The following is a 22,052-nucleotide window of genomic DNA, read 5'->3' on the forward strand; positions in this document are numbered from 1 at the left end:
AGGTTGTTCCCGATTTAATTGGTCGGTTAACCGCCGCCGGTCAAGCTCATTCGTCCTCGAACAGGCCTGCAAGCTGTTCGACCATGGTGCCGCCCAGTTGTTCCACGTCCATGATCGTCACGGCGCGGCGGTAGTAGCGCGTCACGTCGTGGCCGATGCCGATGGCGACGAGCTGGACCGGGCTCTGCTTCTCGATCCAGTCGATCACGCGGCGCAAGTGCAGTTCGAGATAGCCTGCGCTGTTCACGCTCAACGTCGAATCGTCGACCGGCGCACCGTCGGAAATGACCATCAGGATGCGGCGGTCTTCCTGCCGTGCCAGCAGGCGGTTGTGCGCCCACAGCAGCGCCTCGCCGTCGATGTTCTCTTTCAGCAGGCCTTCGCGCATCATCAGGCCAAGGTTCTTGCGCGCCCGGCGCCAGGGCTCGTCGGCCTTCTTGTAGACGATGTGGCGCAGGTCGTTGAGACGGCCGGGCTGCGCGGGCTTGCCGCCGGCCAGCCACTGTTCGCGGCTCTGCCCGCCTTTCCACGCGCGGGTGGTGAAGCCCAGGATCTCGGTCTTGACGCCGCAGCGTTCGAGCGTGCGGGCCATGATGTCGGCGCTGATCGCGGCGATCGAGATCGGGCGACCGCGCATCGAGCCGGAATTGTCGATCAGCAGGGTGACGACGGTATCCTTGAACTCGACGTCGCGTTCGACCTTGTAGGACAGCGACTGGCCGGGCGAGATCACCACGCGGGCAAGGCGCGCGGCATCGAGCAGCCCTTCTTCCTGGTCGAAGTCCCACGAACGGTTCTGCTGCGCCATCAACCGGCGCTGGAGCCGGTTGGCGAGCTTGGAGACGACGCTCTGCAGGCCCTTCAACTGCGCGTCGAGATAGGCGCGCAGGCGGGTCAGTTCTTCCTCGTCGCACAAGTCGGTGGCGGCGATGACCTCGTCGAACTGCTCGGTGTAGGCCTTGTAGTCGAAGGTATCGGGAATGTCGGTCCACTGGCGGTTGGGGCGGGTGGGGAGCATCCCTTCCTCGCCATCGTCGGCCATGTCAGCGTCGGCGCTGTCTTCCGAATCCTCGATCTGCTGCTCGGTCTCGCTGTCCTCGTCGCCTTCGGAGGTGTCGCCCGCGACTTCGCTGGGCTGCTGCTCCTGGCTGTCCTCGCCGGCGTCGGGCTCCTCCTCGCCTTCCTGATCCTCGTCCTCGCCTTCGTCCTCTTCGGTGTCGGGCTGGTCGGGGGTGTCGGAGCGGGTCAGCTCGAGGTGGCCGAGCATGTCGAGCGCGAGCTTCTGGAAGCTCTTCTGATCATCGAGCGAACGGCTGAGCGCATCGAAATCGTCGCTGGTGCGCGATTCGATGAAGCTGCGCAGCATCGCGGTGCCGAGTTGCGCCGCTTCGGGCACGGGCTGGCCGGTCAGCTTTTCACGCAGCAGCAGCGCGAGCGCGGTGGGCAGCGGCACGTCTTCGGGCTTGCCCGCGCGCGCGATGGGGTCGGATGCGATGCGCTGGTCGGTCGCCGCGCCGATGTTGCCGCGGATGCCCGCATAGCCTTCGGAGCCGAGCGCTTCGTAGCGGACCTGCTCGATCGCGTCGTAGGCGGCGCGGGCGACGGGTTCGGCGGGCGCGCCCGCGCGGTGCACGGCTTCATTGTGCAGGCGCAGGCGCAGCGCCATCGAATCGGCCGCGCCGCGCGCTTCGGCCACTTGCGCGGCCGGAAGCGAGCGGCCCGGCATCGGCACGCGCAGGTTGCCGCCGGACTGGCTGGCGGCATCGGCGGTCCACGCGACCTCGATCTCGGATTCGTCGGCAAGGGCGCGCGCCGTCCCGGCAAGGACGGTGCGGAACTGGTCGAGAGGAGATTCGTCGCGCAAGGGGCCGCTGCTTTCTGTTATTTAGTCAGTCGGTTGAAAAGGTCAGCCGATGCTCTGCCCGGTCTTGGCCCAGTCCGCAAGGAAGCCTTCGATGCCCTTTTCGGTCAGGACATGCTTGAACAGGCCCTTGATCACGGCAGGCGGCGCGGTGATCACGTCGGCGCCGATCTTGGCGCTTTCCAGCACGTGGACGCCGTGGCGGATCGAGGCGACGAGGATCTGCGTCTCGAACGCGTAGTTGTCGTAGATCAGGCGGATGTCGCGGATCAGGTCCATGCCGTCGAAGCCGTTGTCGTCGTGGCGACCGACGAAGGGCGAGACGAAGGTCGCGCCCGCCTTGGCCGCGAGCAGCGCCTGGTTGGCCGAGAAGCACAGCGTGACGTTGACCATGGTGCCGTCGGCGGTGAGCTTCTTGCAGGTCTTGAGGCCATCGACCGTCAGCGGCACCTTGATGCAGACGTTGTCGGCGATCTTGCGCAGGATTTCAGCCTCGCGCATCATCGTTTCGTGATCGAGCGCGACGACTTCGGCCGAGACCGGGCCGTGCGTCAGCTTGCAGATTTCCTTGGTCACCTCGATGAAGTCGCGGCCCGACTTGGCGATCAGCGACGGGTTGGTGGTGACGCCATCGAGCAGGCCGGTGGCGGCAAGATCGGCGATTTCGGCGATTTCGGCGGTGTCGACGAAGAACTTCATGGGGAAATGGTCCTGCTTGGGCGGGAATGATTCCCTGCCCATAGCCCGATGCAGCCCACTTGGAAACGGACGGCAGGGGCAGGTGCGCCTGACAGCTTGACCAGGCCGCTTGACCAGTTGGGCCGGGGCAGGGCAAGGCCGCGACCATGGAAAACACTGCTCGCCCGCTGACGCTGTTCAACAGCCTGACCCGCGCCCTGGAACCCTTCGTGCCGGTGCACGAGGGCGAAGCGCGCGTCTATTCGTGCGGGCCGACGGTCTATAACTACCCGCACATCGGCAACATGCGCGCCTATGTCTTTGCCGACGTGCTGGGGCGGACGCTGAGCTTCAAGGGCTACAAGCTGACCCACGTCATCAACATCACCGACGTCGGCCACCTGACCGACGACGCCGATGCGGGCGAGGACAAGATGGAGCGCATGGCGGCCGCCCAGAAGCAGTCGATCTGGGACATCGCCGAGCATTACAAGCAGGCCTATTGGGCCGACGTGCGCGCGCTGAACATCCGCCAGCCCGCGCAGTGGACGATCGCGACGGACTATGTGCCAGCGATGATCGAATTTGCGCAGAAGATCGCGCCTGTGCACTGCTATGAGCTGGAGAGCGGGCTCTATTTCGACGTTTCGACCGTGGCGGATTACGGTCGGCTGGCGCGCGCGCAGACCGACGAGGGCGAGGGGCGCATCGAAGCCGTCGAAGGCAAGCGCAATGCCGCCGACTTCGCGATCTGGCGCAAGACCCCGGCGGGCGAGACGCGGCAGATGGAATGGGATTCGCCGTGGGGCCGGGGCGCGCCGGGCTGGCATCTGGAATGCTCGGTGATGAGCGGGCAAGTGCTGGGCTTCCCCTTCGACATCCACACCGGCGGCATCGACCACCGCGAGATCCACCACCCGAACGAGATCGCGCAGAACCAGGCGTTCTGCTGCACCAACGGGCTGAACGTGCCGACCAACAGCGGCGCGAAAGTGTGGATGCACAACAACTTCCTCGTCGAACGCAGCGGCAAGATGAGCAAGTCGAGCGGAGAGTTCCTGCGGCTGCAACTGCTGATCGACAAGGGCTACCACCCGCTCGCCTACCGGATGCTGTGCCTGCAGGCGCACTATCGCAGCGAGCTGGAGTTTTCGTGGGACGGGCTGGCGGCAGCGCTGACCCGGTTGAAGCGGATCGTGATGGCCGTGGCGCAGTTGAAGGAGCGCGCGGGTGATGGCGTGCTGCCCGCAGCGGGCGCGAAGTTTGCGCCCCTGCTCGACAAGTTCGATGCCGCGATCAGCGAGGACCTCAACACCTCGGTCGCACTGACCGTGCTGGACGAGATCGTCGCGGTGAAGAAGGTCGATCCGGCCGAAAAGCTGGCCGCAATCGCGGCGGTGGACGCGGTGCTGGGGCTGGATCTGCTGGTGATCGACCGCGCCGCGCTGCGCCTTCGCCCCAAGGGCGTGGACCTCGCCGAGGCAGAGATCGAGGCCGTGCTGGCCGACCGCAAGGCCGCCCGCGCCGAGAAGGACTTTGCTCGCTCCGACGCGCTGCGCGATGACCTCGCCGCGAAGGGCGTCGAGGTGATGGACGGCGATCCGCTCGGCTGGGAGTGGAAGCTGGGCTGACCTTGCCGCGCGGCTTGCGAGACGCCATGCTGCCGAAAAAGGGCATGGAGAGAATACGATGAGCGCGCAAGGCAACCCCAGCAAGACCATCCTCGTCGCCAATGCGATGATCGCGCCGCTGGTGGCGGGGCGCCTGCCCGAGTGGGTGGACCTGCGCACGTTCCGGCATACCGACGAACTGATGGACCTCGCGCCCGAGGCGGAGATCGGCTGGTTCGATCTCAACGACAAGGCGCCGATGGCCGAGGCGGTGCGGCGGGCGACGCGGCTGCGCTGGCTCAATTCGATCTATGCGGGCGTCGACGGGATGCCGCTCGACGTGATGGCGCAGCGCGGCGTCGTCTATACCAATGGCGTGGGGATCAACGCGGTGACCATCGCCGAATACGTGGTGATGGGGATGCTGACCGTGGCCAAGGGCTATCGCGAGGTGGTGCGCGCGCAGGACCGGCACGAATGGCTGATGGATTCGCCGGGCAAGGTGGAACTGGCGGGCAGCCGCGCGCTGCTGCTGGGCTATGGTGCGATCGGGCAGCGGGTGGAGCGCATCCTTTCGGCGATGGATGTCGAGGTGGTGAAGGTGCGCCGCTCGGGTGGAGCCGATGCGCTGGCGCCCGATGCCTGGCGCGCGCGGCTGGGGGAATTCGACTGGGTGATCCTGGCCGTGCCCGCCACGCCCGAGACCGAGGGCATGATCGGCGCGGAAGAGATCGCCGCGATGAAGACCGGGGCAGTGCTGGTGAACGTGGCGCGCGGGTCTGTGGTGGATCAGGGCGCACTGGTCGCGGCGCTGGAGGCGCGGCGGATCGGCGGCGCTTTCCTCGACGTGACCACGCCCGAACCGCTCCCCGCCGACCATCCGCTGTGGTCGCTGCCCAATGCGCACGTCACCATGCACCTGTCGGGCCGCGCGCAGGACAAGATGTTCCAGCGTTCTGCCGCGCGCTTCCTTGAAAACCTCGAACGCTATCGCCGGGGTGAGCCGCTGGCGCCGCAGGTAGACCTGACGCTGGGCTACTGACGCCGGGAGTTATTGAAACAGGCTGGTGCCGCCACCTTCGCGATAGGCGCAGGGCGTCGAGTTTTTCACCGGATGGTCGGCGAACCATGCGGTTGCGGCTTGACGCGACGCGAGGGGGATCAGCCGGTTGGCCGGGCGATCGTAGATCAGCAGCTGCCCATAGGGATAGAGCGTGTCCGCCCCGAATTCGCGCACGGTCACCCCTTGCGCGGTCACTTGCGTGCCCGGCGTTACCGCATCGGCCAGCAGACTCGGCATCCGGTATTGCAGCCGCAGCCGGTCCGACAGGCCATAGGCCGATGGATAGAGCGGCGCCGGGCCGAGATAAGGGCATTCCCCTTCGAGCAGCAGCGCCGTGCCGGGGCGCGGCGCGGGCATGGCCGCAACAATGTCGGCAAAGATGTCGTCGGCCTTCTCGGCGGCCCGCACGAAGCTGGTTCCGATGCTGGCGACGACGATCACCCCGCAGGTGCAGAACAGCGCCGTGAGCACGCCGAGCAGCCCATTGCGGCGGCGGTCGAGCCAGACCATGCCCGACAGCAGGATCAGCACCGCGCCGGGGGCTGCGCCGATGTTGCTGCGATTGTCGAGGCCGAAGGGTTCCGGCCCATAGACCATGCGCGGCAGGAAGGCGGCATAGCCCAGCGCGAAGGCCAGCAATCCGCTCGCGAGCAGGAAGCCGGGGCCGATCGCGGCGCGGAGAGCGGTTTCCTGCATGCGCGACGGCGGGGTGGCGGCGATGCGGGCGGGGCCGATCAGGAGCAGCGCAACCGCCGTGGAAAAGCCCGCCAGCACCACCGTAGGGCCGCCGAACGGCCCCAGCGCAGCGCGCAACGCCGTCCAGGGCAAAGCCACGCCCATGTCCCACAGCAGGTTCACACTGGCCGTCACCGCCATCAACGCGCCATGGTGGATCAGCGCGCCTGCGGCCAGCGGCGCGACCAGTTCGTGGCCGACGGCGATCTTGAACAGGATGGCGGTGGCCAGCGCCAGGCCAAGCGTTGCCTGCGTGGCGAGGAAGCTGCGGTCGCGGCGCATGTCGTGCCAGGACGATCCGCCTGCACGCCAGACGAACAGCGCGAGGCCCGGAAGCACGGGGCCTGCCAGTTCATACGAGAACAGCGAAACCGAGCAGGCCAACGCCAGCAGCACCATGTCCGCAACGCGTCGCTGCGGCTGGTCGCGATGCCGCCACGCACGTACCGTCGCGCACAGCGCCAGCGCGAAACCCAGCAGCGATAGCGTGGCCATGTGATTGGCCAGCCACATCCGCGCGGTCGAGAACCACGGGGTGGACACGATCATGAGCGCGAAGGGGAACGCGATCGGCGTCGTCGCCGGGATGCCGCGCAGGCCGTGGTGGAAGGCAAACGCCGCGCCCAGCAGCAGCAGATGGTTGAAGACGTGAGCAAACAACACGCCATCGTGCGGCGTGGCCAGGCTGTAGAACCAGTAGAGCACGATCTGCAGCGGCCGCACGGCGACGTTGGCCGTGCTGGCGAGCCCCGAGTAGAACGACGCGAAATCATTGGCGGAGGTTGCCGCTTCCTGCCCCGCGAAAGTCCAGTCGTCGAGATAGAGCCCCAGGCCGCCCAGATAGGGCAGCGCGCCGAGCATCAGCACGAGCGCAAGGCCGAGGCGCTGCGCTGCAACCTCGCTCAGCGCTCCATGGCGCGATGGTACGGGCCGCAGCGCAGTTTCCAACCTTGAAGCTCTTTCTTCTGAGAAACTATCGAACGCCGTGCATCGAAAATTACGATGGGCTTTGGGTTATTAGTCCATAGGTGTGGATTTGGACAGATAGATTGGTTCAATTAATGATAACGATAGTTTATGGCGGGCCGGGCTTCCGGCGTGTCTGTTTTCCATGTGATGCCATGGTTGAACCAATGGGGTGACGCCGCGCTCCGGCTTTGGTACGCCTTGTGCCGAGGGGCAGGCTTGGCATGGGCCTCCAACGACCGGGACCGCCCCACGGGCCGTAACGACAGGGGAGAAGAAGCGCCGGTGGCCCCGCGCGCTTCTGGTTGCGGAGCGTGGATAAATGGCTGGAACCGGCGAAGGGACCAAGGCGTCCGATCTTTTCGTGCAGTGCCTTGAAGAAGAGGGCTGCGAATACATCTTCGGCGTGCCGGGCGAGGAGAACCTCGACTTCCTCGATTCGCTGTCACGCTCCACCAAGATCAAGCTGATCCTGACGCGCCACGAACAGGGCGCGGGCTTCATGGCGGCGACGTATGGTCGCCATACCGGCAAGACCGGCGTGTGCATCGCGACGCTGGGGCCGGGGGCGACCAACTTCGTCACCGCGGCGGCCTATGCCACGCTGGGCGGGATGCCGATGCTGATGATCACCGGGCAGAAGCCGATCAAGAAGTCGAAGCAGGGGCGCTTCCAGATCCTCGACGTCTGCTCGATGATGGGGCCGATCACCAAGTACACGCACCAGATGCAGTCGTCGGACAACATCCCCAGCCGCGTGCGCGAGGCGTACCGTCTGGCCGAGGAGGAAAAGCCGGGCGCGACGCATATCGAGCTGCCCGAGGACATCGCCGACGAACACACCACCTCACACCCGCTGAAGCGCAGCCAGGTGCGCCGCCCGACGGCGGACGTGAAGTCGATCCACCAGGCGGTCCACGCGCTGGAGAACGCCAAGGCGCCGGTGCTGGTGATCGGGGCGGGCGCGAACCGCAAGATGACCGGCAAGATGCTGCGCGAATTCGTGGAAAAGACCGGGATTCCGTTCCTCACCACGCAGCTCGGCAAGGGGGTGATCGATGAACGGCACCCGAAGTTCCTCGGCTGCGCGGCGCTGTCGGCGGGCGATTTCGTCCATCGCGCGGTGGAGGATGCGGACCTGATCATCAACGTCGGCCACGACGTGATCGAGAAGCCGCCGTTCTTCATGCGCGAAGGCGGCACGCCGGTGATCCACGTGTCCACCAAGACGGCCGAGGTCGATCCCGTCTACTTCCCCAGCATCGAGGTGATCGGCGATATCGCCAACGCGATCTGGCAGATGAAGGAAGCGATCACGCCGAACCCGGACTGGGCCTTCGACCACATGCTGGCCTATCGCGCGGCGGAAGTGGCGCACACCGCGCCGCTGGCCGCCGATGCACGCTTCCCGATCTTTCCGCCGCATCTGGTGAGCCAGGTACGCGACGCCTTGCCCGAGGACGCCATCATCTGCCTCGACAACGGGGTCTACAAGATCTGGTTCGCGCGCGGCTATACCGCCTACCAGCCGAACACGGTGCTGCTCGACAACGCGCTCGCCACGATGGGGGCGGGGCTGCCCTCGGCGATGATGAGCGCGATGCTGTACCCTGATCGCAAGGTCATGGCGATCTGCGGCGATGGCGGGTTCATGATGAACAGCCAGGAGATGGAGACGGCGGTGCGGCTGGGGCTGAACCTGACCGTGCTGATCCTCAACGACAGCAGCTATGGCATGATCCGCTGGAAGCAGGCAAACATGGGCTTCGTCGACTTCGGGCTGACTTATGGCAACCCGGATTTCGTCAAGTATGCCGAGGCTTATGGCGCGAAGGGTTATCGCGTCGAGAGCGCAGGCCATCTCAAGGAACTGCTCGCGCATTGCCGTGATACGCCGGGCGTCCACCTCATCGATTGCCCGGTGGACTATTCGGAGAACGACCAGATCCTGAACAAGGACATCAAGGATTTGTCGAAGGCGTTGTAAGCCCGCGCCCGGGCGCGGGCATCGCGCCGTTCCAGCCCACCCCCGACCCCTCCCGCCTGCGGGAGGGGGGAGTTGCACGACCATGGTTCAGCTGAAAGACGTCTACCCGCTCTATCTCAACAACAAGGCGGTGCAGCCCAACGCCGACCTTGCGGTGACCGACAAGTTCACCGGCGAAATCGCGTTCCGCACCGCGTTGGCGACGCCCGACGTGATCGACGAGGCCATCGCGGGCGCCGTGCGCGCGGCCCCTGCCATGGCCAAGCTGGCGTCCTACGAAAAACGCGAGGTGCTCGATCATTGCGTGCGTCGTTTCAGCGAGCGCAAGGACGAGCTGGCCTATGCCCTGTGCGTCGAGGCGGGCAAGCCGATCGCGGATTCCGAAGGCGAGGTGGGCCGCCTGATCGACACCTTCCGCATCGCCGCCGAAGAAGCGACGCGCAACTATGGCGAGGTCCAGCCGCTCGACATTTCCCCGCGCGCCAAGGGCTACATGGGGATGTGGAAGCGCGTGCCGATCGGGCCGTGCAGCTTCATCTCGCCGTTCAACTTCCCGCTGAACCTTGCCGCGCACAAGATCGCGCCCGCGATCGCCGTCGGCTGCCCCTTCGTGATGAAGCCCGCCAGCCTGACGCCGCTGGGCGCGATCATCATGGGCGAAGTGCTGGCCGAATGCGACGTGCTGCCCGAAGGCGCGTTCTCGATCCTGCCCGCCAGCCGCGACGGGGCGGACCTGTTCACCACCGACGAACGATTGAAGCTGCTATCGTTCACCGGGTCGCCCGGTGTCGGCTGGGAACTGAAGGCCAAGGCGGGCAAGAAGAAGGTCGTGCTGGAACTCGGCGGCAATGCGGCGGTCGTGGTCGACAAGGATGCCGATCTCGACCACGCGCTCGCGCGGATCGTGTTCGGCGGGTACTACCAGTCGGGCCAGAGCTGCATCCACGTGCAGCGCGTGATCATCCACGAGGACATCTACGACACCTTCCGCGACATGCTGGCGGCGAAGGTGAAGACGCTGGTTTCGGGCGATCCCAAGGCGCGCGACACTTTCATCGGGCCGATGATTTCCGAAAAGGAGGCGCGGCGGCTGAAAGGCTGGATCGACGCGGCGGTGGCGGGCGGCGCAAGGCTGCTGGCGGGCGGCGGCTGCGAGGGCGCGATGCTGGAAGCGGCCTTGCTCGAAAACGTCGATCGCAGGAGCGACCTCTATGTCGAGGAAGCGTTCGGGCCGGTGGTGACGCTGTCGAAATTCTCGATCTGGGAGCAGGCACTGGCCGAAGTGAACGATTCGAAGTTCGGGCTTCAGGCCGGGCTGTTCACACGCGACATCCACAAGGTGCTCGACGCGTGGGACGATCTGGAGGTGGGCGGCATCGTGGTGAATGACGTGTCGTCGTACCGCGTTGACAACATGCCCTATGGCGGGGTCAAGGATTCGGGCCTCGGACGCGAAGGCATCCGCTTCGCGATCGAGGACATGACCGAGATTCGCAACATGGTGATCCGGCGCGTGTGAGGGCGGGGGGGAACTTTGCCCAAGGTCCGTCCAGAATGGGACCAAGTCGCTGTGGAAACTGCCTTAACCGCAGCCTTGGCGCGACATTTCCGGGCTTGAACCGAAACGGTGACAAGCATAGGCTCGCCAAAAGGGGTCGCATTGCGAGAACTTCCGCGAAGGCGGGGCGCAAGGGGTAAAGGCCCCGGCGTGCCGTGACGTGCGGCAGGAACGAGGGGCAATGCAGGGCACATCCACGTCGTTGCGGCAGCTTTTGGCTGCCTGCCGGACCGCGCCGCGCGCCGGGTGGGCGGCCGTGCTGCTGTGTCTCGCGATGGCGAGCGCCGCGCTCAGCGCCGCGTTGCTCGCGCCTGCGCCGCTCAAGGCGGAAAGCGCTGCGTCAAGCGATCGCGCGCATCAGGGCGTGGCCTCGTGCGCGGGCTCTACCTGCCATGGCCGATCGGTGCCCAGCGGCACCCCGGTGCGTCAGGACGAACTCGCGCGCTGGCAGGAGGAAAGCTCGCCCGGCGGAGCGCATAGCCGTGCCTGGCGCGTGGTCGAAGGCCCGCGCGGGCAGGAAATCGCGCGCAGGCTGGGCCTCGATGGCGCGGGCGTGCAGCGCGAATGCGCGGGTTGCCATGCCTCGCCGGGCGCCGTCCGGCTGTCCGATGGCGTCGATTGCGAGGCCTGCCACGGGGCCGCGGGCGGCTGGCTCTCCACGCACTATGCCGTGGGGGCGAGTCATCGCCGCAACGTGGCGCAGGGCATGACCGACCTGGTCGTTCCCGCCGTGCGCGCGCAGGTCTGCCTCGATTGCCACCTTTCAGGCGACGGGCGCGGGCAGTTCATCGCGCACCGGATCATGGCGGCGGGGCATCCGCGCATCTCGTTCGAGCTGGACCTGTTCTCGACGCTGCAGGCGCACCACGACGAGGATGCCGACTATGTCCAGCGCAAGGGGGGCCGCACCAATTCCGTGCGGATGTGGGCGGTGGGCCAGGCCGAGGCGGTGCAGCGCAGCCTTGAACTGTTCAGCCAGCCGGGCAAGGCCAGCGCCGGGATCTTCCCCGAATTCACCTTCTACGACTGCCATTCGTGCCACCGCCGCATCATCGACGGCGAGGACGCGCACGTGACGGCGGTGCCCAATCCCGGTCGACCGATCCCGCAGGGGATGCCGCCGTTCAACGACGAGAACATGATCATGTTGCTGGCCGCGGCCAAGGTGATCGCGCCCGATCTGGCAGGGCCGTTCGATGCCCGGGCCAAGGCGTTCCACCGCGCCATGGCCGCCAACCGCGCAGAAACGGTCGCCGCGGCGCAGGCGCTGCGCCAGAGCGCACAGGCGCTTTCGGCGCGGATGTCGGGCGCGGAGTTCGGGCGCGAGCGCACGTTCGCGATCATGGACGCCATTGCCAGCGATGCGATTTCCGACCGCTTCACCGACTATGAAGGTTCGGTGCAGTCGGTCATGGCGATCGACACGCTGCTGAACGGCATGGTCAATGCAGGGCAGGTCTCAGGCGCAGCGGCCACGGGCCTGCGCGTGCAGATCAACCAGGCCTATGCGGCGGTGAAGGAGCCCAACGGCTATCGCCCGATCGCCTTCCGCCAAGCGCTGGGCGGCGCGATCCGTTCGATCCGGAGCCTGCGCTGATGGGACTCGCAGCTTTCAGGAAAGCGCCGGTCGGGCTGGTTTCCGCGCTCTCGCTGGCGCTGGCCGGGTGCGGCGGCGGGGATTCGTCGGGGTCGGTCGCGCCGCAGCCCACGTCCACGCCGGGAACCGGGCGGCTCTATCCCGAACTGGCGTCGGAATCGCTGAGCGTGTCCGACGTGCAGAAAGTGGTGGCGCAAGCCGTGGGCGAGGCGCAGGCCCGCAGCAAGCCTGCGGTGATCGCGGTGGTCGATCGCGTGGGCAACGTGCTGGCTGTCTATCACATGAACGGCGCGCCCATGACCATGACGGTCAACACGCGCAGCGGGGCGGGCACGCCGATCGGCGGCGACAACGTGCTTCCGGGCAAGCTTCTGCCCTCTGCGGCGGGCGCCATCGCCAAGGCTGTGACGGCGGCCTATCTCTCTTCCAGCGGAAACGCCTTTTCCACGCGCACGGCGAGCATGATCGTGCAGCAGCATTTCCCGCCCGCGCCGAACACGCCGGGGCTGGAAAGCGGGCCGCTGTTCGGCGTGCAGTTCAGCCAGTTGCCCTGTTCAGATCTCAACACCCGCTTCGCCAGCGCTGGCGGAAGCGGCGCGTTCATCGGGCCGAAGCGTTCGCCGTTGGGGCTGTCGGCCGATCCCGGCGGGCTGCCGCTCTACAAGAACGGGGTGGTCGTCGGCGCTGTCGGCGTGATGGCGGACGAGGACTACGGCTTTGATCCGGACGTCACCGATGTCGACAACGATGCCGAGGAATATGCCGCGCTGGCGGGCATCCAGGGCTTCGAACCGCCTGCCGCGATCCGCGCGGACAAGATTCCGGTCGATGGCACAACGCTGCGCTTTACCGATGCGGTCGTCGGCAATCTGCACCCGCTCAAGAGCGACTATGCCGCGATCGACGGGACGGGCGGTACGCTGCTGCCGGTGACCGGCTATTTCGCGGGGGCGATCATCGCGGGCACGGCTTATGGCAGCGAAGGCAGCGGCTTCCGCTACGCCACGAGCGCGGAGTTCTCCAACCCCGATGCCTTCGTGCTGACCGATGGTGCGGGCAGGAACCGCTTTCCGATCCGGGCGGGCAGCGATGGCGCAGACGTGGGGCAGGCGCTGAGCGCGGCCGAAGTGCGCAGCGTGATGGAAGCGGCGTTCACCGTGATGAGCCGTGCGCGCGCGCAGATCCGCCGTCCGCTCGACAGCCGCGCCGAAGTGACGATCTCGGTGGTTGATACTTACGGCACGCCGCTGGGCGTGGTGCGCGCCCCCGATGCGCCGATCTTCGGAACCGACGTTTCGCTGCAGAAGGCGCGGACGGCGGCGTTCTTTTCGAACAAGGTGGCGGCGAGCCAGTTGCTGGGCGATGGCGATGACGGGGTGGCCGGTCATGTGGCGGCGGCGCGCACGTTCCTGGGGGATCCGAACGCGCTGACCGGGACCAAGGCCTTTGCCGACCGTTCGGGCGGGAACCTGTCGCGGCCCTATTTCCCCGATGGCGAAGTGGGTCGGCCCAATGGCCCGCTCTCGCTGCCGATCGACCAGTGGAGTCCGTTTGCCACGGGGCTGCAGAGTTTGTTGATCGCCAACGATCTGTTCGCGCACGTGGGCTTTGTCACCGGGGCGAGCGGCACCGACGTCAAGCACCAGTGCAGCAACGTGCCCGATGCGCCGGGCGGCAAGAAGCGGCTTGCCAACGGCATCCAGATATTCCCCGGTTCGGTGCCGATCTATCGCGGCACGCAACTGGTCGGCGCAATCGGCGTTTCGGGCGACGGTATCGATCAGGACGACATGATCGCCTTCCTCGGGGCGAACGATGGCGGGCAGAAGGTGGGCGGAATCGGCAATGCGCCCAAGGACATGCGCGCCGACACGATCGTCGTGAACGTGGGCGAGGGCGTGCGGCTGCGCTACGTCAACTGCCCGTTCGCGCCGTTCCTTGATACCGACAAGCAGAACGTCTGCGAGGGCCTGTGATCGCGGCCTCGCTCCTCGTCGCCCCGGCGCTGGCCCTGGCCGAGCCGGTGTCGCAGGCGCAGCCGACGACCGCGCCCGAAGGCACGGGCGCGGCGCCGGGCACCGGGACGGCGGAGGACGTGCTGCTTGATGGGCGGCGCCGGCCCGGGTTCGAGAAGCAGCTTCCCGACAAGGTCGAGCAGGACAACCCCGGCGCGGTCAACGCGCCCGAACCCGAAGCGTTCTATGAAAAGTACGATGGCGAAGGGCCGCTCGATTCGCTGAGCCTCGATGTCGCGGTGCCCGATCGCTGGCGCATCGTTTCGTCGCTGTGCCCCACGAAAGACGCGAAGACCGGCGTGACCGACCGCGCCATTTTCACGCTCTATCCCAACCTTGCGGCGGCCTGCCATTCCAAGGCCGATCCCTTTCACCACAACCTGCTGAAGGGCGACCAGCCGCTCGCGCGGGGCAAGCGACCGGGCTTCCTCAAGGGCGACGACTGGTTCCTGATCCTCAACGGCGTGTCCGACACCGTGATCGAGCCGCGCAGCTTCCCGATTCCGGTGGGCAACCAGACGACCGCCAATCCGGGCGAGAACGACACCTTCGGGCGCTCGAACAGCCTGGTCCTGTCGCAGACCTTCATCGTCGGCGCATCGCTGCTCAAGGGGCTGACCGCGTTCAAGCCGCCGGTCGTGGAATACCGCCTGGTGCTGGCGGGCAACATCAACCGCGTGCAGGTTCCTGCGCGGCGCGTGCTCTATGTCGAACCGTCGAAGGGCACGACCCGCACCGATGGCTTCATCGGCGTGCAGGAAGCCTTCGTCGATTACCACATCGGGCGGTTCGACACGAAGCGGTTCGACTTCGTGAGCCTGCGCGCCGGGATCCAGCCGTTCCAGTCGGATTTCCGGGGTTTCCTGTTTCAGGACAACCAGTTGGGCCTGCGCCTGTTCGGCAACCGCGACAACAACCGCTGGCAGTTCAACCTCGCCGCGTTTTGGCGGATCGAGAAGGACACCAACACCGGGCTCAACGACTTCACCAAGCCGCTGCGGCGCGACTGGATCCTGACCGGCAATCTCTATCGCCAGGATTTCCCGGTGGTGGGCCTGACCAGCCAGGTCTCGGTCACGTACAACCGCAACCGCGAGGACCGGATCTACATCGACGACAACGGTTTTCCGGTGCGGCCCGCGCTGATGGGCACGCTGCGTCCGCGCGAATATGATGTGACCTACCTCGGCTATGCGGTCGACGGGCATTTCGGGCGGATCAACCTGACGGGGCAGGTCTATGGCGCGCTGGGGCAGGACCGGAACAACTTCCTGACCGACAAGCCGACCGCGATCCGCGCGTTCATGGCTGCCGCCGAGGCGAGCTATGACAAGGACTGGATGCGCTTTCGCCTTTCAGGGCTTTGGGCCAGCGGCGACAGCGACCCCTATGACAAGGTCGAGGGCGGGTTCGACGCGATTTCGGAGAACCCGCAGTTTGCAGGCGCCGATACCTCGTACTGGATTCGCCAGTCGATCCCGTTTGCGGGCGGGGGCCGGGTGATCTCGGTCAACGGGCGCAACGGCATTCTCAATTCGCTGCGCTCGTCAAAGGACGAGGGCCAGTCGAACTTCACCAATCCCGGCACCGTGCTGGCCGGGATCGGCGGTGATTTCGACCTGACGCCCAACTTGCGCGTTTCGACGAACGCCAACCATCTCTGGTTCCAGAACACCAAGATCATGCAGGTTCTTCGGAATGAAGGCTCGATCCCCAAGAGCATCGGCTGGGATCTTTCGGTGTCCACGATCTGGCGGCCCAAGGCGGCGCAGAACGTGGTGTTCCGCCTTTCGGGCGCGATGCTGGCGGCAGGATCGGGCTTCCGCGACCTGTTCGACCAGCGCGGCCACGGGCAGCAGTTCTATTCCGTTCTCGCCAACGCGACTCTGGCGTTCTGATGGTGCGCGCGATGACTCTCGATCTTTCCGCCCCTTCGCTCCGCCGCCGTCTTGCCATGTGGCTGGCGCTGGTTCTGGCGGCGCTGCTGGTGCCCACCGCGCTGTGGGCCTCGGGCGAGGAAATTCCGCAGAAGGTCACGCATACCCGCGCGCCGCCTGCGCCGCGCGTTCAGCCGGGCGACACAGTGCAAGAGCAGTGGGCCAACGTCGACCGCGCCAATGCGGGCTGCGTTTCGTGCCACACGCAGAGCGACCACCGGACGATGCACGCCAGCCCCGCCGTGGTGCTGTCGTGCGCGGATTGCCATGGCGGCAATACCAAGGTGATCGCCGATCGCCGCTGGAGCCGGGGTTCGATCGACTATCTGGCGGCGCTGAAGGACGCGCACGTGCTGCCGCGCTTTCCCGGCGCGTGGGGCTGGCCCAGCTCGGCCAATCCGAAGCGGTCCTATGCGCTGCTGGCCAAGGAAAGCCCGGAGTTCATCCGCTTCGTCAATCCGTCGGACTATCGCGTCGCGCGCGATGCCTGCGGGGCCTGCCACATGCAGATGATCGAGGCGTCGGAACGTTCGCTGATGAGCACGGGCGCGATGCTGTGGGGCGGGGCGGCGTATAATAACGGCATCGTGCCGTTCAAGAACTACATGTTCGGCGAAAGCTTCACCCGCAAGGGCGAGCCCGCGCTGCTCAAGTCGGCCTCGACGCAGATCGGCGCCGACGGCAAGCCGATGTGGGGCACCGTCACGCCCGCCGAAAAGGCGCGCGGCGCGCTGCCGATCCTCTATCCGCTGCCGCGCTGGAACTCGATCCCTCCGGGCGACGTGTTCCGCGTGTTCGAGGACGGCGGGCGCACGATCAATCCGCAGTTCCCCGAAATCGGCCTGCCCAATTCCACTGGCTCGATCCAGAAGCTGGAGGAGCCGGGGCGGCCGGATCTCAAGCAATCCAATCGCGGCGCGGCTACGGGCCTGCGCGTGGCGATCCCGGTGCTGAACATCCACAAGACGCGCCTGAACGACCCGTTCCTGTTCCAGATGGGCACCAACGACCAGCCGGGCGACTACCGCTCGTCGGGCTGCGCGGCGTGCCACGTGATCTACGCCAACGACCGCGAGCCGCGCCATTCCTCGCTATATGGCAAGTGCGGGCGCGACGGGCAGACGATCACCGTCGATCCGACGATCAACGGCTTGCGCGAAGGCGAACACCGCACCGGCGCCTATGGCACGTATGATGTCGCCAAGGAGCATCACGAGGAGCGGGTGCGCTCCACGGTGCTCGGCGGCAAGGGCAAGTACCTCGGCGGCGATGCTTCGGACCCCGAGGAAAGCGCTGATATGGCGGGCGATTGCGCGCGCGCCATCGCGTCTGCCGAACAGCTGACCTTTGCCCCCGCGCAGGGCGTGGCCCCGCACGGCTCGGCCGACGATCACCGCATGGGCCAAGCCGAGGCACACGCGGCGGCGGGGCTGGATGCCAAGGGCCATGCCAAGGGCGGGGAGGGGATGCACGGCCCTGCCGCCGGGGGCTACGTGCCGATGCAGGAGCGCGAGCGCGGGCACCCGCTGGTCCACGCCTTCACCCGCGCGATCCCGACGGCGCAGTGCATGAACTGCCACATGCACCAGCCGAACATCTTCCTGAACACCTACCTCGGCTACATCATGTGGGACTATGAATCCGACGCGCCGAGGATGTGGCCGGGCCGCGAGAACGCCTCGCCCCGTCCAGAAGGCCTGACCGACGCGCAGTGGCAGAAGGCATTCAAGACGCAGTTCCATCCCACCATGGTCGAGGCGCGCGAAGTGCTCGATCGCAATCCCGAGGGCGCGTCGGCGCGCGGCCTGTGGCGCGATGTCGAATTCCTGCGCAACGTCTATGACCTCAACGCGGGCAACAAGGACACGCAGTTTGCCGATTACCACGGCCACGGCTGGAACTTCCGCGCCATCCTGAAGCGCGACCGGCGCGGCAATCTGCTGGACGATCAGGGCGACATGACGAGCTATGGCACCGACAAGGCGCACATCGTCAGCCCCGACGATCCGGAAAAGTGGCGCAAGGCCGGGGAAGGCAAGTTCGTCGATCCGGGCTATGACAATCCCGGCAAGTCGGTGCACATGATGGACATCCACGCGCAGGTCGGGATGCAGTGCGCCGATTGTCACTTCGCGCAGGACAGCCACGGCAACGGGTTGATCTATGGCGAAGTCGCCAACGCGGTGGAAATCGGCTGCAAGGATTGCCACGGCACGCCCGATGCCTTGCCCACGCTGCTGACCTCGAACCTTGCCGCGCCCAAGGGCGGCACCAACCTGTCGCTGCTGCGCAATGCCGATGGCCAGCGCCGCTTCGAATGGACCGTCGAGAACGGCCGGCGCGTGCTGCTGCAACGCTCGATCATCGATCCCAAACTGACCTGGCGCGTCAGCCTCGTGAACGAATCGGTCGATCCGCAGTATCAGGGCGTGGTCGAACCGAACGGCAAGCCGGTGTTCAACCCCAAGGCCGCGCGCGCCAAGCTGATGGCGAAGTCCGCCGCCGAGGACGGGATGTACCGCTTCGGTCTTGGCATCCCCAAGGAAGCGCGCGCGCACCGCGACGACGACATGGCGTGCTTCACCTGCCACCTCAGCTGGTCGACGAGCTGCGCGGGCTGCCACCTGCCGATCGAGGCCAACTGGAAGAGCGCGGTCCACAAGTACGAGGAAGACTACACCCGCAACTATGCGACCTATAACCCGCAGGTCGCGCGCGACGACATGTTCCAGTTGGGCAAGCACCAGCGCAACAAGTCGTCGGGCAGCGATCCGGTGCAGTTCGATGCGGCGGGTAACCCGGTTTCGGGCAAGGCCATCACCGCGCCGATCCGCTCCAGCTCGGCGCTGATCCTGTCGTCGACCAACATCAACCGCGAACGCATCTACGTGCAGCAGCCGCCGATTTCGGCGATCGGCTACTCGTCGCAGGCCTTTGCGCCGCATTTCCCGCACACCGTCCGCAAGCAGGAAACCAAGCAGTGCACCGACTGCCACCTGTCGGATCAGGACGATAACAACGCGATCATGGCGCAGCTGCTGCTGCTCGGCACCAACACCGTCAACTTCGTCGGGATGAACGCCTGGACCGGCCTGTCCGGCGGGTTCGAGGCGGTGCGCGTGACCGAATGGGATGAACCGCAGGCGGTGATCGGCTCCTACCTGCACCGCTATGCCTATCCGGACTTCTACCGCCAGCACGTCGAGAAGAACGGGCGCGAGCTGAAGGACTGGACGCGCGGCGCGATCATGGACGGCAAGCTCTCGGGCGAGACGACGGGCCGCGAGCAGTTCACCAACGTGACCAAGGGCACGGCAGACGCGGTGCGGTGCCTGCAGATGCGCGGCGAATACATGTTCGTGGCCGAAGGCACGGGCGGCTTCCGCGCCTATGACATCGCCTCGGTCGCCAACAAGGGCTTCTCCGAGCGGATCACCACCGCGCCGTTCTCGCCGCTGGGGCATGACACCCACGTCAAGACCAGCAACGCCACCTGCATGGCGCTGCCGACCAACCAGTCGATTGCGCCGACGCGCAACACGGTCGAGCTGCGCGGGATCAACCAGGAACAGCCGTTCAGCCCGGTCTATCACTATGCCTTCGTCACCGACGCGGTCGAAGGGCTGATCGCGGTCAACGTCGATACGCTGGCCGATGGCGAGTTCCGCAACAACTTCTTCACCCGCGCGCTGACGTTCAATCCGGGCGGGGTGCTGACCGGCGCGCGGCACATCACGTTGGCGGGCGACTATGCCTATATCGTCACCGACAAGGCATTGGTGACCGTCCACCTGCCGGTGGCGTGGTCGTCGGACAAGCCCTGTGAAGTGTCGGACAAGGCTACCTGCCTGAACCCGATGGTCACCTCGGTCGTGCCCTTGCGCGATCCGCGCGCCAGCGCGATGCAGTTCCGCTACCTGTGGGTGACGACGGCCAACGGCCTCGAACTGATGGACGTGACCAACCTCGCGCAGCCGAGGCCCGTGCCGCAGGCGACCGTCGCGCTCGCCGATGCGCGCCGGGTCTATGTCGCGCGCACCTATGCCTATGTCGCGGCCAAGGGGCAGGGGCTGGTGATCGTCGATGTGACCGCGCCGACGCGGCCCGCCATCTATCAGGCCTATACCGCGGATGGTCAGCTCAACGATGCCGAGGACGTGATCGTCGCATCCACCAATGCCTCGCTGTTCGCCTACGTCGCCGATGGGCGCAACGGGATGAAGGTGGTGCAGCTGACCAGCCCGGCCAGCCAGCCCAACTTCTATGGCTTCGCGCCCGAACCGAAGCCCGAACTGATCGCCTGGGCGCGTACGCCGAGCCCGGCGCTGGCCATGTCCAAGGGGCTTGATCGCGATCGCGGCGTCGATGAAACCGGCGGACAGATCGCGATCTTCGGGCGGTTGGGCTCGCGGCCCTTCAACCGTACCGAAATGGAGGAGCTGTTCCTCAACAGCCGGGGTGAGCCGTTCAAGGTGTCGAACAGCGTCGACATGAAGCTGTGGGTGGGTGCGAAGACCGCGCCGCAGTTGATGGCGAAATCGCGGATGGATTGAGGAAGAAGGGAAATGCGAGGGGTATCACCCTCGCGCTCCCGGGACGTCTTCCGGCGACAGGTTGCCCTTTGGCGTCACGGCGTGTGCGATCGCGCCGTGGTGCCAGAGCGCTCAGTCGCGGTTGTCGAGCAGCAGCAGCTCGACTTCGACGTCCATCGCCGGTTCGGGCAGCAGCACCTGTTCGTTGCGCGTCACCGTGGCATCGGCCACGAGCACGCAGGGCAGGGTGAATTCGTGGTCGGGCAGGTCGGCGACGAAGTTCTCGCCATCGTCGCAGGCCTCCCACCCATTGAAGCGCAGCAGCACCGTGTGACGCGAGCCGGTGAAGGTGACGCTGGCCCAGGCCGTTTCGCTGTGACTGACGATCTCGGCGCGCTCCCCGGCGAGCTTTCGCAGCGCGGCGACGAGGCGTTCGCCCGTGGTCGGCCGCACGCGCGGGGCCTTCGGTTCGGCGTTCAGAAACGCGTTCAGATCAAGCAGCATGGACAGTCCCCCAGTATTCGTTCATGAAATGTTCCACCCGCGAGATCATCGCGGGACGCGGATCGCGGCCGTTGCGCAAATCGCCGATCAGGCGTGGATCGTGCGCGGCGAGGCGGCCGAACTTGGTCACGGGCATTCCCGTCACTGCAATGAACTTCTCGATCTTCTGGATGAGCATGGAAGCGTTCCTTTCCTCCGCGACTCGATATTGGATAAATCCTATGTTGACGGTGAAATCCAACTAATCTAGGAAAAGTCCTTCGAAAGTGGAGTAAGGAAATGGCAAGGTCTGGCCAAGGCGCTGATCTGGCGGGGGAAACCGGCATCGACGATGCGCGGGGGCGGCTGATGGGGCTGGCGACGGCGCGTGGCGTGAGCCTTGCCGCGCTGTCTGCGCTGATCGGGCGCAACACCACCTACCTCCAGCAGTTCGTGCGCAAGGGCAGCCCGCGCAAGCTGGAGGAGAACGACCGTCGTACGCTGGCCGAGTTCTTCGGTGTGGACGAGACGGAGCTGGGCGCGCCATCGCGTGAAGGCGTGGTGGTGGTCGACCTTCCCGGCGTCGCGCCGCGGCAGCCACTACGCCCGGCGGCGGCGGTCCTGGCCGAATGGGCTGACATCCCGCGCCTGCCGCTTGGCGCATCGGCGGGGCCGGGTGCGATGGCGGGCGAGGAAATTCCTTCGGGGCGCCTGCGCTTCAGCAACCGCTGGCTCAAGGGGCAGGGGCTCGAGCCGGCCAACCTTTCGGTGATCGAGGTCGAGGGCGATTCGATGGAGCCGACGTTGCGCGATGGCGACGAGATCCTCGTCGACCGCAGCCCGCGCCCGATGCGCGCGGGCGTCCATGTGATTCGGCTGGACGACGTGCTGCTGGTCAAGCGGCTGGAGACAGGGCCTGCGGGCACGATCCGCGTGATCAGCGACAACCCCGCCTATCCGCGCATGGAGCGTGCGGTGAGCGAGGTCGAGATCGTCGGCCGCGTGGTGTGGAAGGGCGGGCGGCTCTAGG

Annotated in this window: 14 protein-coding genes; 9 read left to right on the forward strand and 5 right to left on the reverse strand. The window is 66.4% G+C overall.

Going from position 1 to position 22,052, the window contains the following annotated elements; all coding sequences use genetic code 11:
• Positions 1 to 46: 46 nt before the first annotated feature.
• Both cobT and fsa read right to left on the reverse strand, forming a co-directional pair.
• The gene (cobT, locus tag K3A84_RS07605; protein WP_225008717.1) at positions 47 to 1,864 is read right to left on the reverse strand and encodes a cobaltochelatase subunit CobT; all 1,818 of its coding nucleotides are present in this window, start codon (positions 1,862 to 1,864) and stop codon (positions 47 to 49) included.
• A 42-nt stretch (positions 1,865 to 1,906) separates the two neighbouring features.
• Positions 1,907 to 2,560 carry a fructose-6-phosphate aldolase gene (gene fsa / locus K3A84_RS07610; protein ID WP_225008718.1) on the reverse strand — a complete coding sequence of 218 codons (654 nt, stop codon included), beginning with the start codon at positions 2,558 to 2,560 and terminating at the stop codon, positions 1,907 to 1,909.
• 146 nt (positions 2,561 to 2,706) lie between these two features.
• On the opposite strand from fsa, the gene cysS reads away from it, so the two are divergent.
• Both cysS and K3A84_RS07620 read left to right on the forward strand, forming a co-directional pair.
• On the forward strand, positions 2,707 to 4,170 hold the full coding sequence (gene cysS / locus K3A84_RS07615) for a cysteine--tRNA ligase (RefSeq protein ID WP_225008719.1): 1,464 nt from the start codon (positions 2,707 to 2,709) through the stop codon (positions 4,168 to 4,170).
• A 58-nt stretch (positions 4,171 to 4,228) separates the two neighbouring features.
• Positions 4,229 to 5,191 carry a D-2-hydroxyacid dehydrogenase gene (locus K3A84_RS07620; protein ID WP_225008720.1) on the forward strand — a complete coding sequence of 321 codons (963 nt, stop codon included), beginning with the start codon at positions 4,229 to 4,231 and terminating at the stop codon, positions 5,189 to 5,191.
• A gap of 9 nt (positions 5,192 to 5,200) precedes the next feature.
• On the opposite strand, the gene K3A84_RS07625 is transcribed toward K3A84_RS07620, so the two are convergent.
• Positions 5,201 to 6,895 (reverse strand): hypothetical protein, encoded by a 1,695-nt coding sequence (locus K3A84_RS07625; protein ID WP_225008721.1) that lies wholly within the window; start codon positions 6,893 to 6,895, stop codon positions 5,201 to 5,203.
• A gap of 340 nt (positions 6,896 to 7,235) precedes the next feature.
• Here K3A84_RS07625 and K3A84_RS07630 point away from each other — a divergent pair, with 340 nt between their 5' ends.
• The 6 genes from K3A84_RS07630 (at position 7,236) to K3A84_RS07655 (ending at position 20,560) form a co-directional block, all read left to right on the forward strand.
• Complete coding sequence (locus tag K3A84_RS07630) at positions 7,236 to 8,900, forward strand: acetolactate synthase large subunit (RefSeq protein ID WP_225008722.1); 1,665 nt, start codon at positions 7,236 to 7,238, stop codon at positions 8,898 to 8,900.
• Between the two features lie 82 nt (positions 8,901 to 8,982).
• Complete coding sequence (locus K3A84_RS07635; RefSeq protein WP_225008723.1) at positions 8,983 to 10,419, forward strand: aldehyde dehydrogenase family protein; 1,437 nt, start codon at positions 8,983 to 8,985, stop codon at positions 10,417 to 10,419.
• A gap of 220 nt (positions 10,420 to 10,639) precedes the next feature.
• Complete coding sequence (locus tag K3A84_RS07640; RefSeq protein WP_318248288.1) at positions 10,640 to 12,055, forward strand: multiheme c-type cytochrome; 1,416 nt, start codon at positions 10,640 to 10,642, stop codon at positions 12,053 to 12,055.
• A complete protein-coding gene (locus tag K3A84_RS07645) occupies positions 12,055 to 14,031 on the forward strand; it encodes a heme-binding protein (RefSeq protein ID WP_225008724.1) in 1,977 nt (658 codons plus the stop codon). The genes K3A84_RS07640 and K3A84_RS07645 overlap by 1 nt, the downstream gene beginning before the upstream one ends.
• The gene (locus K3A84_RS07650; protein WP_225008725.1) at positions 14,028 to 15,968 is read left to right on the forward strand and encodes a hypothetical protein; all 1,941 of its coding nucleotides are present in this window, start codon (positions 14,028 to 14,030) and stop codon (positions 15,966 to 15,968) included. The genes K3A84_RS07645 and K3A84_RS07650 overlap by 4 nt, the downstream gene beginning before the upstream one ends.
• A gap of 56 nt (positions 15,969 to 16,024) precedes the next feature.
• Positions 16,025 to 20,560, forward strand: coding sequence for a hypothetical protein (locus tag K3A84_RS07655; protein WP_225008910.1), 4,536 nt, complete (start codon positions 16,025 to 16,027; stop codon positions 20,558 to 20,560).
• Between the two features lie 111 nt (positions 20,561 to 20,671).
• Here K3A84_RS07655 and K3A84_RS07660 read toward each other — a convergent pair whose 3' ends face one another.
• A complete protein-coding gene (locus K3A84_RS07660; protein WP_225008726.1) occupies positions 20,672 to 21,043 on the reverse strand; it encodes a hypothetical protein in 372 nt (123 codons plus the stop codon).
• Positions 21,033 to 21,221: a hypothetical protein gene (locus K3A84_RS07665; protein ID WP_225008727.1), complete on the reverse strand. Its 189-nt coding sequence runs from the start codon at positions 21,219 to 21,221 to the stop codon at positions 21,033 to 21,035. The genes K3A84_RS07660 and K3A84_RS07665 overlap by 11 nt, the downstream gene beginning before the upstream one ends.
• A 101-nt stretch (positions 21,222 to 21,322) precedes the next feature.
• Between K3A84_RS07665 and K3A84_RS07670 the strand changes: the two genes are divergently transcribed.
• Entirely contained in the window at positions 21,323 to 22,051 is a 729-nt protein-coding gene (locus K3A84_RS07670) for a S24 family peptidase (protein ID WP_225008728.1), read from the forward strand.
• Position 22,052: the final 1 nt, after the last annotated feature.

This window comes from Novosphingobium percolationis, assembly GCF_020179425.1.
Lineage (GTDB): Bacteria > Pseudomonadota > Alphaproteobacteria > Sphingomonadales > Sphingomonadaceae > Novosphingobium > Novosphingobium percolationis.

What these genes read in the sequence shown, in the direction of transcription:
- fsa (WP_225008718.1), bottom strand. Translation starts at nt 2,560, where the DNA reads ATGAAGTTCTTCGTCGACACCGCCGAAATCGCCGAAATCGCCGATCTT.
- cysS (WP_225008719.1), top strand. Translation starts at nt 2,707, where the DNA reads ATGGAAAACACTGCTCGCCCGCTGACGCTGTTCAACAGCCTGACCCGC.
- K3A84_RS07620 (WP_225008720.1), top strand. Translation starts at nt 4,229, where the DNA reads ATGAGCGCGCAAGGCAACCCCAGCAAGACCATCCTCGTCGCCAATGCG.
- K3A84_RS07630 (WP_225008722.1), top strand. Translation starts at nt 7,236, where the DNA reads ATGGCTGGAACCGGCGAAGGGACCAAGGCGTCCGATCTTTTCGTGCAG.
- K3A84_RS07635 (WP_225008723.1), top strand. Translation starts at nt 8,983, where the DNA reads ATGGTTCAGCTGAAAGACGTCTACCCGCTCTATCTCAACAACAAGGCG.
- K3A84_RS07640 (WP_318248288.1), top strand. Translation starts at nt 10,640, where the DNA reads ATGCAGGGCACATCCACGTCGTTGCGGCAGCTTTTGGCTGCCTGCCGG.
- K3A84_RS07645 (WP_225008724.1), top strand. Translation starts at nt 12,055, where the DNA reads ATGGGACTCGCAGCTTTCAGGAAAGCGCCGGTCGGGCTGGTTTCCGCG.
- K3A84_RS07655 (WP_225008910.1), top strand. Translation starts at nt 16,025, where the DNA reads ATGTGGCTGGCGCTGGTTCTGGCGGCGCTGCTGGTGCCCACCGCGCTG.
- K3A84_RS07660 (WP_225008726.1), bottom strand. Translation starts at nt 21,043, where the DNA reads ATGCTGCTTGATCTGAACGCGTTTCTGAACGCCGAACCGAAGGCCCCG.
- K3A84_RS07665 (WP_225008727.1), bottom strand. Translation starts at nt 21,221, where the DNA reads ATGCTCATCCAGAAGATCGAGAAGTTCATTGCAGTGACGGGAATGCCC.
- K3A84_RS07670 (WP_225008728.1), top strand. Translation starts at nt 21,323, where the DNA reads ATGGCAAGGTCTGGCCAAGGCGCTGATCTGGCGGGGGAAACCGGCATC.